The organism is Achromobacter spanius, assembly GCF_029637605.1.
GTDB classification, from domain to species: domain Bacteria; phylum Pseudomonadota; class Gammaproteobacteria; order Burkholderiales; family Burkholderiaceae_B; genus Achromobacter; species Achromobacter spanius_E.
Map to the genome: position 1 here is coordinate 1,367,082 of NZ_CP121261.1, position 15,082 is coordinate 1,382,163.

Annotated in this window: 11 protein-coding genes and 1 pseudogene; 5 read left to right on the plus strand and 7 right to left on the minus strand. The window is 63.3% G+C overall.

All coding sequences use genetic code 11. The features are described from left to right. Positions 1 to 193 precede the first annotated feature (193 nt). From P8T11_RS05985 to P8T11_RS05995, 3 genes are all read left to right on the plus strand, one after another. Positions 194 to 1,237: a Fe(3+) ABC transporter substrate-binding protein gene (locus tag P8T11_RS05985; protein WP_268077795.1), complete on the plus strand. Its 1,044-nt coding sequence runs from the start codon at positions 194 to 196 to the stop codon at positions 1,235 to 1,237. A gap of 113 nt (positions 1,238 to 1,350) precedes the next feature. Continuing rightward, positions 1,351 to 3,033, plus strand: coding sequence for an ABC transporter permease (locus P8T11_RS05990; protein ID WP_268077794.1), 1,683 nt, complete (start codon positions 1,351 to 1,353; stop codon positions 3,031 to 3,033). 5 nt (positions 3,034 to 3,038) lie between these two features. Beyond that, complete coding sequence (locus P8T11_RS05995) at positions 3,039 to 3,815, plus strand: ABC transporter ATP-binding protein (protein ID WP_268077793.1); 777 nt, start codon at positions 3,039 to 3,041, stop codon at positions 3,813 to 3,815. 25 nt (positions 3,816 to 3,840) lie between these two features. Here the strand turns inward: P8T11_RS05995 and P8T11_RS06000 are convergent, their stop codons facing one another. After that, complete coding sequence (locus tag P8T11_RS06000) at positions 3,841 to 4,746, minus strand: pirin family protein (protein WP_259247743.1); 906 nt, start codon at positions 4,744 to 4,746, stop codon at positions 3,841 to 3,843. Positions 4,747 to 4,847: 101 nt separating this feature from the next. Continuing rightward, entirely contained in the window at positions 4,848 to 5,546 is a 699-nt protein-coding gene (locus tag P8T11_RS06005) for a pirin family protein (RefSeq protein ID WP_100855875.1), read from the minus strand. Positions 5,547 to 5,724: 178 nt separating this feature from the next. Here P8T11_RS06005 and P8T11_RS06010 point away from each other — a divergent pair. Continuing rightward, positions 5,725 to 6,638, plus strand: a pseudogene (locus P8T11_RS06010) (LysR family transcriptional regulator). A 793-nt stretch (positions 6,639 to 7,431) separates the two neighbouring features. Next, positions 7,432 to 8,409, plus strand: a complete 978-nt coding sequence (locus P8T11_RS06015) for an IS110 family transposase (RefSeq protein WP_268077791.1) — start codon at positions 7,432 to 7,434, stop codon at positions 8,407 to 8,409. Between the two features lie 293 nt (positions 8,410 to 8,702). Here the strand turns inward: P8T11_RS06015 and ntrC are convergent, their stop codons facing one another. From ntrC to rdgB, 5 genes are all read right to left on the minus strand, one after another. Then, a complete protein-coding gene (ntrC, locus tag P8T11_RS06020; RefSeq protein WP_268077790.1) occupies positions 8,703 to 10,205 on the minus strand; it encodes a nitrogen regulation protein NR(I) in 1,503 nt (500 codons plus the stop codon). Further along, positions 10,205 to 11,269, minus strand: coding sequence for a nitrogen regulation protein NR(II) (gene glnL / locus P8T11_RS06025; RefSeq protein WP_268077789.1), 1,065 nt, complete (start codon positions 11,267 to 11,269; stop codon positions 10,205 to 10,207). The genes ntrC and glnL overlap by 1 nt, the downstream gene beginning before the upstream one ends. Positions 11,270 to 11,460: 191 nt before the next feature. Continuing rightward, entirely contained in the window at positions 11,461 to 12,873 is a 1,413-nt protein-coding gene (glnA, locus tag P8T11_RS06030) for a type I glutamate--ammonia ligase (RefSeq protein WP_050446877.1), read from the minus strand. Positions 12,874 to 13,058: 185 nt separating this feature from the next. Further along, positions 13,059 to 14,279, minus strand: coding sequence for a radical SAM family heme chaperone HemW (hemW, locus tag P8T11_RS06035; RefSeq protein WP_268077788.1), 1,221 nt, complete (start codon positions 14,277 to 14,279; stop codon positions 13,059 to 13,061). A gap of 5 nt (positions 14,280 to 14,284) precedes the next feature. Then, positions 14,285 to 14,908, minus strand: a complete 624-nt coding sequence (gene rdgB / locus P8T11_RS06040; protein WP_268077787.1) for an RdgB/HAM1 family non-canonical purine NTP pyrophosphatase — start codon at positions 14,906 to 14,908, stop codon at positions 14,285 to 14,287. Between the last annotated feature and the right edge of the window lie 174 nt (positions 14,909 to 15,082).

Genomic DNA, 15,082 nt, shown 5'->3' on the forward strand with positions numbered 1-15,082 from the left:
ACGCTTATGCCGTATTGATAGGGATCAAGCCTTGAACAGCCACCCCTTACGAATAGTTGAATGCGCCTTTGCTTCCTGTTATCGTCGCGTTCTCAGTTGATAATCATTTTCGTTAGCAGACTGTTTTAAGCAGGGGAACGGCCAGGCTTTCGCCCTGCCCTTTCCTCTAGCAGCCCTAGCCGGAGTTCCCGACATGACCAAGCGTCCCCAATTGAATTCACTGCTGCGCGCCCTCGCGCTGGCAGGCGCCGCCGCCTTCACCGTTTCAGCCAACGCCGCCGAAGAAGTCAGCCTGTACACCACTCGGGAACCCAAGCTGATCCAGCCTCTGCTGGACGCCTTCACCAAAGAAAGCGGCATCAAGGTCAACACCGTATTCGTCAAGGACGGCCTGCTCGAGCGCGTCAAGGCCGAAGGCGCCAAGTCGCCCGCCGACGTGCTGATGACCGTGGACATCGGCAACCTGCTGGACCTGGTTGACGGCGGTGTGACGCAAGCGATCAAGTCGCAAACCCTGGAATCGGTGATTCCCGCCAACCTGCGTGGCGCTGACGGCAAGTGGTACGCCCTGTCGCTGCGCGACCGCGTGCTGTATGTGGAAAAGGACCTGAAGCTGGAATCCTTCCGCTACGAAGACCTGGCCGACCCCAAGTGGAAAGGCAAGGTCTGCATCCGTTCGGGCCAGCACCCCTACAACACCGCCATGATCGCGTCCATGATTGCGCATGACGGCGCCGAAGCCACTGAAAAATGGCTGCGCGGCGTCAAGGCCAACCTGGCCCGCAAGGCCGCTGGCGGCGACCGCGACGTGGCGCGCGACATCCTCGGCGGCATCTGCGACATCGGCCTGGCCAATGCCTACTACGTGGGCCACATGAAGAACGCCCAACCCGGCACCGACGCGCGCAAGTGGGGGGATGCCATCAAGGTCATCCGCCCGACGTTCGCCAACGAGAAAAGCGGCGGCACGCACGTGAACGTCAGCGGCGCCGCCGTGGCCGCGCACGCGCCCCACAAGGAAAACGCAATCAAGCTGCTGGACTTCCTGGTGTCGGAGCCTGCCCAGGCGCTGTACGCCCAGGCCAACTACGAATACCCCGTGCGCAAGGGTGTGAAGCTGGATCCGGTCATTGCCAGCTTTGGTGAATTGAAGGTTGATCCGCTGCCCCTGACTGAAATCGCCAAGCATCGCAAACAAGCCAGCGAACTGGTCGACAAGGTCGGCTTCGACAACTGATCTTTCGATAGCCGTATGACGCTTATGGCGTGATGCGGCCGTCTGACAGTATTGGGCCTGTTCCCTTTTTTGAAGGGAACAGGCCTTGCCATTGATGCCATCGACTTTGAAGTATGCACACTGAATCTTTGCCCCGGCCCCTGCCCCGGCCGATGCGCCTGCGCTGGACAGAACGCGGCGCCGGCTGGCTGGCGGGCGCCGGGCTGATCGCCCTGGCCGTTCTGGCCCCCGTGCTGACGTTGGGCTGGTGGGCGTTGGGTGGTGACCTGGCGCATTGGCAGCACCTGGCCAGCTACGTGCTGCCGCAAGCGCTTGCAAACACCGCGATGCTGCTGGCAGGCGTGGGCGTGGTCGTCACACTGCTGGGTACGGGCGCGGCCTGGCTGGTGACCGCCTACGACTTTCCCACGCGCCGCATTCTGACCTGGGCGCTATTGCTGCCGCTGGCGGTACCCACTTACATCATTGCGTTTGCCTACCTGGACCTGCTGCACCCCATCGGCCCCATCCAGACCGCCATCCGCGCGCTGCTGGGCTACGACAGCCCGCGCGATTTCCGCTTGCCTGACCTGCGGTCGATCTACGGCGCCATCTTCGTGCTGGGTTTCGTGCTGTACCCCTACGTCTACCTGAGCACCCGCGTGATGTTCATGACGCAGGCGGCCAGCCTGTTGGAAGCCGCGCGTACCTTGGGCGCGGGCCGCGTGGCCGTGTTTTGCCGGGTGGCCCTGCCGTTGGCGCGCCCCGCCATCGTGGTGGGCGTCAGCCTGGCCTTGCTGGAAACCTTGAATGACATTGGCGCGTCTGAATTCCTGGGGGTGCAGACGTTGACGGTGTCGGTCTACACCACCTGGGTGACGCGGTCCGACCTGGCCGGCGCGGCGCAGATTGCGCTGACGATGCTGGCCATCGTGATTGGGCTGATCCTGCTGGAACGCCACGGCCGCAAGCGGCAACGCTATGCCAACACGCAGCGCATGCGGCCGATGCAGGCGCGCCGGCTGCACGGGCCGGCCGCCGCCATCGCCGCCGTGCTGGGCTGGATTCCCGTGGTGCTGGGCTTTGTGGCGCCTGCCTTGTACCTGGTCGTGGAAACCTACAAGCGCCTGCATTTGGTGGGCGGCGTGTCCGAGCAACTGATCAATGGCCTGAGCAATACACTGATCGTGGCGTTCAGTGCCACCATCGTCACGCTGCTTTGCGGCTTGATCGTGGCGTGGGCCGGCCGCACCTTGCGTGAAAGCGCGGGATTCAATCCCGGCCGCGCGTGCGCGCGCATAGCCAGCCTGGGCTACGCGGTGCCCGGCACCGTCCTGGCGATCGGGCTGCTGACACCTTTCGTGTGGATAGACACCGCGGTCGCCAAGGTCTTTGGCGGAACCGGGCTGTTCCTGATGGGATCCATGGCCGCGCTGGTATGTGCCTACGTGATCCGATTCCTGGCCATTTCCACCGGCGCACTGGAAGCCGGACTTGCGCGCATTCCGCCTTCGCTTGAGCAAGCATCGCGCCTGTTGGGCGAAAGCGCTGGCGGCACCTTGCGCCGCGTCCACCTGCCCTTGCTGCGGCCCGCGCTGGCGGCCAGTGCCCTGTTGGTGTTCGTGGATGCCATGAAGGAGCTGCCCGCCACCCTGCTACTGCGCCCCATGAATTTCGACACGCTGGCAACCTGGCTGTACGCTGAAGCCGCCCGCGGCACGTACGAGGAAGGCGCCGTGGCGGCGCTGGCGATCGTGCTGGCCGGCCTTCTGCCCGTCATCCTGCTGGCGCGCACCAATCTGAAAATGGGACATTGATCATCGTGCCCGATCTCTTAGAAATCGAACATCTTTCCCTGGCTTACGACACGCCCAAGGGCTTGAAACCCGTTGTGCAGGATCTGTCGCTGGGTCTGCCCGTGGGTCATATCGGCTGCTTGCTGGGGGAATCCGGCTGCGGCAAGACGACGGTGCTGCGCGCCATTGCCGGCTTTGAACCCGTACGCGCCGGTCGCATCCTGCTGGACGGTACGGTGATCTCGTCGCCTACCGAACAAGTCGCGCCCGAACACCGCCGCGTCGGCATGATGTTCCAGGATTACGCGCTGTTTCCCCACCTGACGGTGGCGCTGAACGTCGCTTTCGGCCTGCGCAAGCTGCCGCGCGCCGAGCGCGCCCGCCGTGTCGAAGAAATGCTGACCTTGGTGGGCCTGGCCCATGCCGCCAACAGCTATCCGCACGAGATCTCGGGAGGCCAGCAACAGCGCGTGGCGCTGGCGCGCGCGCTGGCGCCCTCGCCCGACCTGCTGTTGCTGGACGAGCCGTTTTCCAACCTGGACGTGGACACGCGCGAGCGCCTGGCATTCGAAGTGCGCGATATCCTCAAGACGACCGGCCACACGGCCATGCTCGTCACGCACAACCAGGCCGAAGCCTTCGCCATCGCGGACCGCATCGGGGTAATGAGCCAGGGCAGCATCGCGCAGTGGGACACCCCCTATAACCTGCACCATCGCCCCAGCAACGACTTCGTGCGCGACTTCATCCGCCGCGAAGCCTTGGAAGAACAGCGAGAGCAGGCTTTTGCCCGCGGGCGCTGAACGTTACGCGATGCGCCGCCGGTAATCAGGCGCGCGGTTCGGGCAGCGGGATGAATTCCGTTTCGTCGCCCGGCACAACCTGATCGAAACGCGTGCGCTGCCAATCCTGCTTGGCTTGTTCGATACGGTCCTTGTTGCTGGATACGAAGTTCCACCAGACGTAGCGCGGGCCATCCAGGGGCTCGCCGCCGATCACGGCGAAACGGGCGGCGGTAATGGCGCGAATCTGCACCGGGCGGCCGGGAGCAAAGACGACCAGCCTGCCGCTTTCAAAGACTTGCCCGTCGACTTCGACGGTGCCTTGCGCCAGGTAGGCGGCGCGCTCTTCGTATTCCGCCGGCAGTACCGTGGTGGCGCCGGCTTGCAACTGCAGGTCGCCATAAAAGAGTGGTGACAGCGTCTTGACGGACGACGTTTTGCCGAACAGCGAGCCCGCCACGACCTGGGCGCGCACGCCCTCGCCTTCAATCACCGGCTGCGCGTCCAACCCGTAGTGCGTGAAGCCGGGATCCGTTTCTTCGTACTTGGTGGGCAGGCCCACCCAAATTTGCAGGCCACAGAGGCGTTGCGGCGACAGGCGGGCTTCGGGCGACGAACGCTCGGAGTGCACGATGCCGCGCCCCGCCGTCATCCAGTTCACTTCGCCAGGAAGAATGGTCTGGGTATGGCCGGCACCGTCGCGATGCACCATTGACCCTTCATACAGATAGGTCACCGTGGACAGGCCGATATGCGGATGCGGCCGCACGTCGATGCCGGCGCCCACGTCAAAATCGGCGGGACCCATGTGGTCCAGGAATACGAACGGCCCAACCGTGCGACGCTGCGCCGACGGAATGGCGCGCCGGACGGAAAAGCCGCCCAGGTCGCTGGTGCGCGGCACGACGATGGTTTCGATCTGGCTTTCGCCTGCTTCGGACAAGGTGGACATGGTGTAGAGCTCCGCATGAATTGGCCAACGGCCATCTTAAGGCCCATTGGCCTCATCAATAACAAGCCGGGCGGAAACTGCTTCCGCCCGGCGCCCGTGGCTTACGCCAGGTCAAACACCAGCACTTCGGCCTTCTTGCCGGCCGACAATTCGACACGGGTTTCATCCGTGATGGCCGCCGCGTCGCCACCCGACAGCTCAACGCCGTTGACCGTCAAGCTGCCGCGCGCCACGTGGACCCAGGCCCGACGACCCGCTGCCAGCTTCAGCGTGGCGGATTCGTCGCCATCAAACAGGCCACCATAAAGCCGCGCGTCTTGATGGATCTTCATCGAACCGTCTTCGCCATCGGGCGACACCAGGGCTTGCAGACGGCCACGCTTTTGCGCATCGCTGAATTCGCGCTCTTCGTATTCCGGCGCAATACCGGTCACGTCGGGCTCGATCCAGATTTGCAGCATGTGCGTTTCGGTGTCGGGCAGCGGGTTGAATTCGGAGTGCATCACGCCACGCCCCGCGCTCATCCGCTGCACATTGCCCGGCTTGATGGTCGAGCCGCTGCCCATGCTGTCCTTGTGGGCGATGGCACCGTCCAGCACATAGGTAATGATCTCCATGTCGCGATGGCCGTGGGTGCCAAAACCGCGTCCGGCGGCAATGCGGTCGTCGTTGATGACGCGCAGCGAGCCAAAGCCCATGTGAGCCGGGTCGTAGTAGTTGGCAAAGGAAAAGGTATGAAACGAATCCAGCCATCCGTGGTTGGCGTGACCCCGTTCGTTAGCGCGGCGAATCGTAAGCATTGTGGACTCCTGTTTCAATAATATGAATGGTTGTCGGGGTGCGCTGGCAGCTCTGTTTCGTTGCCGTTTCGCTGCACCCCTGGCATGAGTGATATTCTGCGCGCGCCAGATAGGCGTTTCGGCGCTATATTTTGACGAGTTTGTTCAAATATTTTGAATGCCCACTTTTCGACCTGACATGCAGCCTATTACGCCTGAATTACTCATCCTGGTAGACGCCATCGCCCGGCACGGCAGCTTTGCCAAGGCGGCCCGCGAATTGGGCAAGGTGCCATCGGCCGTGACCTATTCCATACGCAAGCTGGAAGACGGCCTGGACGTCTTGCTGTTCGACCGCTCCGGACATCGCGCGCTACTTACGCCTGCGGGCGAGGCGCTGCTGAAGGACGGGCGGTATGTGTTGCAATCGTTGGATGATTTGGCGTGCCGCGTCAAGCGCATTGCCACGGGTTGGGAGGTGGAACTGCGCATTGCCGTCAGCGCGGTGCTGCCGTGGCGGCCGCTTTATGACCTGATCGCTGAATTCCAGACGCTGGAAAGCGCGACGACGCTGCGGTTTTCCAGCGAGGTACTAAGCGGCAATTGGGATGCGCTGACGTCCAATCGCGCGGACCTGGTCATCGGCGCAGGAGCCAATGCAGAGCCCACCGGGCCATATCGATCGCAAACCATCGGCACGACCCAGTTTGGTTTCTGCGTGGCGGCGCATCACCCTTTGGCGTCCTTGGCGCAACCCCTTAGCCGCGCGGACATCACGAAGTATTGCGCGGTGGTGGTGGCGGATACGTCGCGGAACCTGCCGCCGCAATCACGCGGCATCCTGGCGGATCAGTCCACGCTGGTCATGCCGTCAATGCAGGCGAAGATCGACGCGCAGGTGCGGGGTTTGGGTTGCGGTTATTTGCCGCTGACCATGGCCGCGCCGTATTTGGCGCAGGGCTTGTTGGTGGTGTGTGAGACGGATGAAGGGATGTCTCTGACGGAACACGTGGCTTACGCCTGGCGGGCGGAAGCGCCGGGGAAGCGCTGAAATGGTGGCTGCAGAAGCTGAAATCGCCTAGGCTGTGTGAGAGTTTGCTGGGGATGGGGTGATGGGTTTCGCGCGAATTACGGCGGTGTTCTTGCGACGGTTGGTGCGCGCTGCACCCATCCTACGGACGTGCCTTGTGTGGGGTGATGGGTGTCGCGCGAATTGCGGCGGTGTTCTTGCGACGGTTGGTGCGCGCTGCACCCATCCTACGGACGTGCCTTGTGCGGGGTGATGGGTTTCGCGCGAATTACGGCGGTGTTCTTGCGGCGGCTGGTGCGCGCTGCACCCATCCTACGGACGTGCCTTGTGCGGGGTGATGGGTTTCGCGCGAATTACGGCGGTGTTCTCGCGACGGTTGGTGCGCGCTGCACCCATCCTACGGACGTGCCTTGTGCGGGGTGATGGGTTTCGCGCGAATTACGGCGATGTTCTTGCGACGGTTGGTGCGCGCTGCACCCATCCTACGGACGTGCCTTGTGCGGGGTGATGGGTTTCGCGCGAATTACGGCGGTGTTCTTGCGACGGCTGGTGCGCGCTGCACCCATCCTACGGACGTGCCTTGTGCGGGGGTGATGGGTTTCGCGCGGATTACGGCGGTGTTCTTGCGACGGCTGGTGCGCGCTGCACCCATCCTTGTATGTTTTCATAGCACTTACCGATCTTGCTTCGGGGGTGCTGGGGATCGGGACGCACCCATCCATCAGCCGTCACCAGCGGACTGACGTCGGTAGATATCCCACCCCGCCCAAATACGTCGATTAAGAATCTAGCGGCCGTGACCGCCGATTGATCGCAAGGTAACGAATCGGGCGTGGCTTCCCCAGCAGACACAACGCTATCGCAGGGAGTCTAGAGATGCAAACGTCTCAATCTTTCTTTGGTGTGGATGTGGGGAAATCCGAGGTTGTTGTGGCGATGCACGGGGCGGCCAAGCCGTTGACCCGAGCCGTCAAAAACTCAACGACTGGCTTGGAAAAATGGTTGCAAACGCTGCCGTCCGGAAGCGTTCTTGCCATGGAGTCCACCGGTGGCTACGAGCGCCTGTTGGCCGACCTGGCATATGAGCGTGGACTGCGCGTCTATGTGCTGAACCCCAAGGCCTTGCACCATTACGCCAAGTCGCAGGCTCAACGGGGCAAGACCGACCGACTCGACGCTGTCATGATTGCGCGTTACGTGGCGCTCGAGCACGAGCGGTTGCATAGCTACGAACCTTGCCCGGAGCACATCGAGCGCCTGAGTCAGATCCAACGCTTACGCAAGGTGGCGGTCACGACGCGCACGAGGCTGCGCCTGTCCAGCGATCGGCACAAACACGTGGGCTCGCAAGCTCAGGTCCAGCAAGCGTTGGATGCCTTGGCGCAGTTGGCAGATGCTCTTGAGCGCGAAATGCTCGATCAGATCGCTGCCGAACCCGCCTTGACCGACGACTTCAACTTAATCACCAGCATTACCGGCGTGGGAAAGCTGACTGGGGCCGCACTGGTGACGGCCTTCGCCCGCATCCCGTTCGCCTCCTCGGACGCAGTGGTGGCCTACGCGGGGCTGGACCCCAGGCCCAAGGAGTCTGGCGCCTACAAAGGCCTGCGTAAACTCAGCAAGCAAGGCGATGCGGCCCTGAGAAGCCTTGCCTACAACGCGGCATCCTCAGCAAGCCGAACAGCTGCCTTCAAACCCCTCTACGCAGCGTTACGAGCCAAGGGCTGGGCCTCAACGCAGGCATTAAACATCATCGCCAGAAAACTCCTACGCATCGCCTTCGGCGTATGGAAATCGCGCAAACCCTTCGATGTAAACCTCTTTATGGTCAGCCAAGCTTGCGCCAAACCATAGAATCTACGGACGTGCCTTGTGCGGGGTGATGGGTTTCGCGCGAATTACGGCGATGTTCTTGCGACGGCTGGTGCGCGCTGCACCCATCCTACGGACGTGCCTTGTGCGGGGTGATGGGTTTCGCGCGAATTGCGGCGGTTTTCTTGCGACGGGTGGTGCGCGCTGCACCCATCCTACCGGGTGACGTGCGTTGGATGCGTAGGATGGGTGGAGCGCGCCATGCCGTTCAGAAGAATCTGGACGCCGATCGCGCGCAACCCATCACATCCCCACACCACCACATCACCACGCCATCACTCGTCCTCAATCCCCAATTCACGCAATTTTCGCGTGATGGTGTTGCGCCCAATCCCCAATCGTGATGCCGCTTCCACGCGGCGGCCACGGCTGGCGTCCAGGGCGCTTTGCAGCAGGATCTTTTCAAACTGACGGGTCAGCGTGGCCATTACAGCGGGTTCACCGCGTTCCAGCCTGTACTGCGCGTCGCGCAGCAGGGAATCTTGCCAATTGCGCGGCGCGCCGTCGTCCACCGCCTGCCCCTGCCCCGCCTGCACCACCGTGCCGATGCCTGAAATCGGCGCGGCCGGACGCAAGGGCGCCGACGCGGGTTGATGCTGTTGGTGTTCCAATGCGCGGATTTCCGGCGGAAGATCGGCGCGGTCCACCGTCTGACCGGGCGCCATGACCGTCAACCAGTGGCAGAAGTTTTCCAACTGCCGCACGTTGCCCGGAAAGTCGAACTTGGTCAGCACGGCCAGCGCGTCCGGCGTCAGGCGCTTGACCGGCACGCCCAGCGTGCGGGCGCTGGCGGTCAGAAAGTGCTGGGCCAGCGCGGGAATGTCTTCCACGCGCTCACGCAAGGGCGGCAGGCGCAGCCGGATCACGTTCAGGCGGTGGAACAAGTCTTCGCGGAACAGGCCCTGCTCTACACGCTGTTCCAGCGGCTGGTGGGTGGCCGCCACGATGCGCACGTCCACGCGCACCGGCTGTGCACCGCCCACGCGATAGAAGCTGCCTTCGGCCAGCACACGCAGCAAGCGGGTTTGAAGTTCGATCGGCATGTCGCCGATTTCGTCCAGGAACAGCGTGCCGCCATGCGCTTCCTCGAAGCGGCCCCGGCGCAAATTATTGGCGCCCGTGAACGCGCCGCGTTCGTGCCCGAACAATTCGGCTTCAAGCAGGTCACGCGGGATGGCCGCCGCGTTCAAGGCCACAAACGGCCCGCTGGCACGCACGCCGTGGCCGTGCAGCGCACGGGCCACCAATTCCTTGCCCGTGCCCGACTCGCCCGTGATCAACACCGTGACCTTGGACTGAGCCAGCCGGCCAATGGCGCGGAACACTTCCTGCATGGCGGTGGAAGACGACTGCGTCATCATCCAGCGCTCGTTGTTCTGCGCGCCCTCGCCTTGGCCTTCCGGGCTTTCGGGCTGTGCGGATTCCTGCATGGCGCGCTGGATCAGCGCCACCGCTTCGTTCACGTCGAACGGCTTGGCCAGGTAATCAAACGCGCCGCCCTGGAAGGCGGACACGGTGCTGTCCAGGTCGGCGAACGCGGTCATCACAATCACCGGCAAGCCAGGATGGCGTTCTTTCAACTGGCGCAACAGCTCCAAGCCATTGCCGCCAGGCATGCGGATATCGGACACCAAGGCGACGGGCGTTTCGCGCGACAGCGCTTCCAGCACGTCGGCCGATTGGGAAAAACTACGGGTGGGGACACCAGCGCGGGCCAGGGCCTTTTCGAGGACCCAGCGGATGGCCTGGTCGTCGTCGACGATCCATACGGGTTTCATCAGTGTGCGGGCTCCATCGGTAGGACCAGGCGAAACTCGGTACGCCCGGGTCGGGATTCAAATTCGATGATGCCGCCGTGCTGCTGCACGAAGTCCTGGGCCAGGCTCAAGCCCAGCCCGGTACCGCCGGCCCTGGCCGTGACCAGCGGGTGGAAAATGCGGTCGCGGATGTGGTCCGGCACGCCCGGACCGTTGTCGATGATGGACAGCACCAGCGCAAGCCGGTGTTGCCGATGGGCCAGCATGACCTGCCGGGCCACGCGGGTGCGCAGCGTCACCACGCCGGGTTCCGTCTGCGGGCCTTGCGGCCGCGCAACCAGTTCCTGCGCCGCGTTGCGCGCCACGTTCAGCACCGCCTGCATCAGGCGGGCGGCATCGCCCTTCAAATCTGGCACCGAGGCGTCGTAGTCGCGCAGGATGGAGACGTCGTTGCGGAACTCGGCCTGAATCAGCGCGCAGACGCGCTCGCAGATTTCATGGATGTTCACCGGCCGCGCGTTCAGCGGCACACGTTGCGGGCCGCTCAAGCGGTCCACCAGCGCCTGCAGGCGGTCGGCTTCGGAAATAATGACTTGGGTATATTCAGCCAGCGCCGCACTGGGCAGCTCGGCTTCGAGCAATTGCGCGGCGCCGCGCAAACCGCCCAGGGGATTCTTCACTTCGTGCGCCAGATTGCGCAACAGCTCGCGGTGCGCTTCGATTTCATCCACCAGCCGATGATTACGGTCGGCCAGCACGCGCTGTTCGATCTCGCGCGTTTCGATCAATACCGGCCAGCGTTGGCCCGTCAGCCCCACCGTGGTGACCGCGACTTCAACGGATTCGGCGGCGCGGCGCAACGAGGCCAATTGCCTGACGTCGGCGTACCTGCCGGCCGCGGCGCGGTCGATGGAGGACTGGATGTTTTCTGGGGTGTCGAACAGCGTGGCAGCGGAGTGCCCGCAGAGTTGCTTGCGCGAGCGACCGAACAGATCTTCGGCGGCGGCGTTGGCGTATTCAATGTGGCCGCGCTCGTTGACCAGGAAAACGGACGTGGCAAGCAGGTCGAGAGCTTCTACATTCATTTTTCAACGTACCCGAATGACAGGGGAAAAGCGGAACGCGCCCGCGACGGCGGCGCCGGAACCCGGCGCCCTGCCCGCCAGGCGTGGTGCCTGGCGAACAAACCGTCGAGCCGCGACCTGGTGGTGCGCGATGTGTGGGCCCTGGTTTCTGCCACCATCATCGCGCTCCCCCCGCCACAGCCTCTAAACGATCAGAGGCTGTAGTACATGTCGAATTCGACCGGGTGCGTCGTCATGCGCAGACGATTCACATCGGCCATCTTCAGATCGATGTAGGCGTTGAGCATGTCGTTGCTGAACACGCCACCACGGGTCAGGAATTCGCGATCGGCGTCCAGGGCTTCCAGCGCTTGTTCCAGCGAGGAGCACACGGTCGGGATCTTTGCGTCTTCTTCCGGCGGCAGGTCGTACAGGTTCTTGTCGGCCGGATCGCCCGGGTGGATCTTGTTCTGCACGCCGTCCAGGCCGGCCATCATCAGGGCCGAGAAAGCCAGGTACGGGTTGGCCAGGGGGTCCGGGAAACGCGCTTCGACGCGGCGGCCCTTCGGGTTGCCGACGTACGGAATGCGGATCGAGGCCGAACGGTTGCGGGCCGAGTAAGCCAGCTTGACCGGGGCTTCGTAGTGCGGAACCAGACGCTTGTACGAGTTGGTGCCCGGGTTGGTGATGGCGTTCAGGGCGCGGGCGTGCTTGATGATGCCGCCGATGTAGTACAGCGCGAATTCCGACAGGCCGGCGTAGCCGTTACCCGCGAACAGGTTTTGGCCATCCTTCCAGATGGATTGGTGCACGTGCATGCCGGAACCGTTGTCGCCGACGACGGGCTTGGGCATGAACGTGGCGGTCTTGCCGTAGGCGTGGGCCACGTTGTGCACCACGTACTTGACGATCTGCGTCCAGTCGGCGCGCTGAACCAGCGTGCTGAACTTGGTGCCGATTTCCAGCTGGCCGGCGCCGGCCACTTCATGGTGGTGCACTTCAACCGGCACGCCCATTTGTTCCATCAGCAGGCACATTTCCGAACGCATGTCCTGGAACGAATCAACCGGGGGAACGGGGAAGTAGCCGCCCTTGACAGCGGGACGATGGCCGGTGTTGCCGCCTTCGAATTCCAGGCCGGTCGACCACGAGGCTTCTTCGGACTTGATCTTGACGAACGTGCCCGACATGTCGGTGTTCCAGGTCACGCCGTCGAACACGAAGAATTCGGGTTCCGGACCAAAGTAGGCGGTGTCGCCCAGGCCGGAGGACTTCAGGTAGGCTTCGGCGCGCTTGGCCAGCGAACGCGGGTCGCGGTCATAGCCCTTCAGGTCGGACGGTTCAACGACGTCGCACGACAGGATCAGGGTGGGCTCTTCGCGGAACGGGTCCAGGTTGGCGGACGAGCAGTCGGGGATGAGCAGCATGTCGGACGCTTCAATGCCCTTCCAACCCGGGATCGACGAACCGTCGAAAGCCTGCCCGCTTTCCAGCTTGTCTTCGTCGATCGCGGAGGTGGGCACGGAAACGTGGTGCTCACGGCCAACCGTATCGGTAAAGCGGAAATCCACGAATTTGACTTCGTTATCGGCGATCTGTTTCAGGACGTCTTTCGGGCTTGCCATGTCATCTCCATTAGATAAAAGGGTCGAGGGCTTTGCCGCTCGACTGGCATAAAAGAGGGAAGCAATAAGCGTGCCAGGTTTTCCCCTAGGGAATCCCGGGGGAAGAGCGCACGCTTATGGAAACACGAAGCACCAACCTGGTGCAAAAGATGGAGCATGATTGCTCCGTTTTGGTGCAAAAGCAACTACAGGAACATTTCCTGCAAGTCATTCAAAAACCGCCAGCCCAAGGGCGTGGCCTTCAGGCGCGTCGGATCCGCGTCCAGCAAGCCCCGTTTCGATGCTGCCTCCAATTGGTGCGCGATGGCCGCAAGCGACAAACCGGTGCGTTCGTTAAAGGCCGTGGCGGGTACGCCGTCCTTCAGGCGCAGCGCGTTGAGCATGAATTCAAAGGGCAATTCATCAGGGCCGACCTGGCGGCTTTCGGCCAGGTGGCTACCGTCGCGCGCCATGGCTGCCTGCATCCAGGAGTCCGGACTGCGCAGCCGGGCTTCGCGCACGATACGGTCATGAAATGACAGCTTGCCATGCGCGCCGGGGCCGATGCCCAGGTAGTCGCCAAATTCCCAGTAATTCAGGTTGTGGCGGCAGCGCGCGCCCGCTTTGGCATAGGCGGACACCTCGTAGCGCGCCAAGCCGGCTGCCGCCAGTTCGGCCTCGACCGCGTCTTGCATGGCCGCGCTGGTGTCGTCGTCGGGCAGTTCCGCGGGCGGGAACTTGGCGAAGACGGTGTTGGGTTCCATCGTCAGGTGATACAGCGACAGATGCTCGGTGCCGAACGAGATGGCCTGGCGCAGGTCCGCCACACAGGCGTCCAGGCTTTGGCCGGGCAAGGCGAACATCATGTCCAGGTTCACGCGCGAGACGGCGCGTTGCGCCATGTCGATCGCGGCGCGGGCCTGCGCGGCGTCGTGGATGCGGCCCAGCTTTTGCAGTTGCGCATCGTCAAAGCTCTGGATGCCTAGCGAGAACCGCGTAACGCCGCTTGCCGCATAGTCGCGAAAGCGGCTGGCCTCGGCGGTGCCAGGGTTGGCTTCCATGGTGATCTCGGCGTCTGGCCAAAGATTCAAACAGGCGCGCAGCATGGCCAGCAGTTCATCCAAGCCGGCCGACGACAGCAGACTGGGCGTGCCGCCGCCAATAAAGACGGACACTACCTGCCTGCCCCAAATGGACGGCAGCGCCTGTTCAAGATCGCTGCGCAAGGCGTCCAGATACGCGCGTTCCGGGATCTCTCCCGGCGCGGCGTGGGAATTGAAGTCGCAATACGGGCATTTGCGCACGCACCACGGCACGTGCACATAAATAGACAGCGGCGGCAGGCTGGTCAGCGTGGCGCCGGGGGGAAGGCGCACACGCGACGGCGATGCGCCCATGTCGTTGCGGATGGGAATGGTGATGGACATGCGGGTTAAGCGTGGCTGAGCTTGCTCAGCAGTTCGCGCAAGGCGCGGGCGCGATGGCTGACGCGGTTCTTTTCTTCGGGGTCGAGCGAGGCGGCCGTCAGCGCCATGTCGGGCAGGTAGAAGTGGGGGTCGTAGCCAAAGCCGTTCGCGCCTTCGGGCTGGTCGATGATCTCGCCGTGCCACAGGCCTTCGCCAATGATGGGACACGGGTCGTTCTCCGAACGCACCAGGGCCAGCACCGCCACATACCAGGCGTGGCGGTCGGCAACGCCCGCCAGGTTGCGCACCAACAGCGCGTTATTGGCCTGGTCGGATTTTTCGCCGCCGTGCATCTTGGCGTAACGGGCCGAATACACGCCGGGCGCAGCGTCCAGCGCGGCCACGCACAGGCCGGAGTCGTCGGCCAGGGCTGGCAGGCCAGTCAAGCGGCTGGCATGACGGGCCTTGGCCAGCGCGTTTTCAACAAAGGTTACGTGCGGCTCTTCGGCTTCGGGCACGCCAAGCTCGCCTTGCGGCACAAGTTCAACACCCAGAGGCGCAAACAGGGCGGAAAACTCACGCAATTTGCCAGCATTGTTGGACGCCAGAACGATGCGGCGCAGGGATTCGGGAATCTTGGGGGATGTCATGGGGCAAATTGTATAGGGCGCGGACTGGCGGGCGGCCGCTGCCCCCGCTCCTAGCAAGGGGAAACCTCGGTTGACACCCATGTAACAGCGCTTGAAGATTGCGCGTCGCGTGCGCCGGCAACAACGCCGACATATTTTCTTGTCAACATGTCCAATCTTGTCACTGATCGTATC

Excerpts from the sequence above, each read along its gene's own strand:
- P8T11_RS06005 (WP_100855875.1), bottom strand. The coding sequence starts at position 5,546 with ATGCTTACGATTCGCCGCGCTAACGAACGGGGTCACGCCAACCACGGA.
- rdgB (WP_268077787.1), bottom strand. The coding sequence starts at position 14,908 with ATGACATCCCCCAAGATTCCCGAATCCCTGCGCCGCATCGTTCTGGCG.
- hemW (WP_268077788.1), bottom strand. The coding sequence starts at position 14,279 with ATGTCCATCACCATTCCCATCCGCAACGACATGGGCGCATCGCCGTCG.
- glnL (WP_268077789.1), bottom strand. The coding sequence starts at position 11,269 with ATGAATGTAGAAGCTCTCGACCTGCTTGCCACGTCCGTTTTCCTGGTC.
- P8T11_RS06000 (WP_259247743.1), bottom strand. The coding sequence starts at position 4,746 with ATGTCCACCTTGTCCGAAGCAGGCGAAAGCCAGATCGAAACCATCGTC.
- glnA (WP_050446877.1), bottom strand. The coding sequence starts at position 12,873 with ATGGCAAGCCCGAAAGACGTCCTGAAACAGATCGCCGATAACGAAGTC.
- P8T11_RS06015 (WP_268077791.1), top strand. The coding sequence starts at position 7,432 with ATGCAAACGTCTCAATCTTTCTTTGGTGTGGATGTGGGGAAATCCGAG.
- P8T11_RS05985 (WP_268077795.1), top strand. The coding sequence starts at position 194 with ATGACCAAGCGTCCCCAATTGAATTCACTGCTGCGCGCCCTCGCGCTG.
- ntrC (WP_268077790.1), bottom strand. The coding sequence starts at position 10,205 with ATGAAACCCGTATGGATCGTCGACGACGACCAGGCCATCCGCTGGGTC.
- P8T11_RS05990 (WP_268077794.1), top strand. The coding sequence starts at position 1,351 with ATGCACACTGAATCTTTGCCCCGGCCCCTGCCCCGGCCGATGCGCCTG.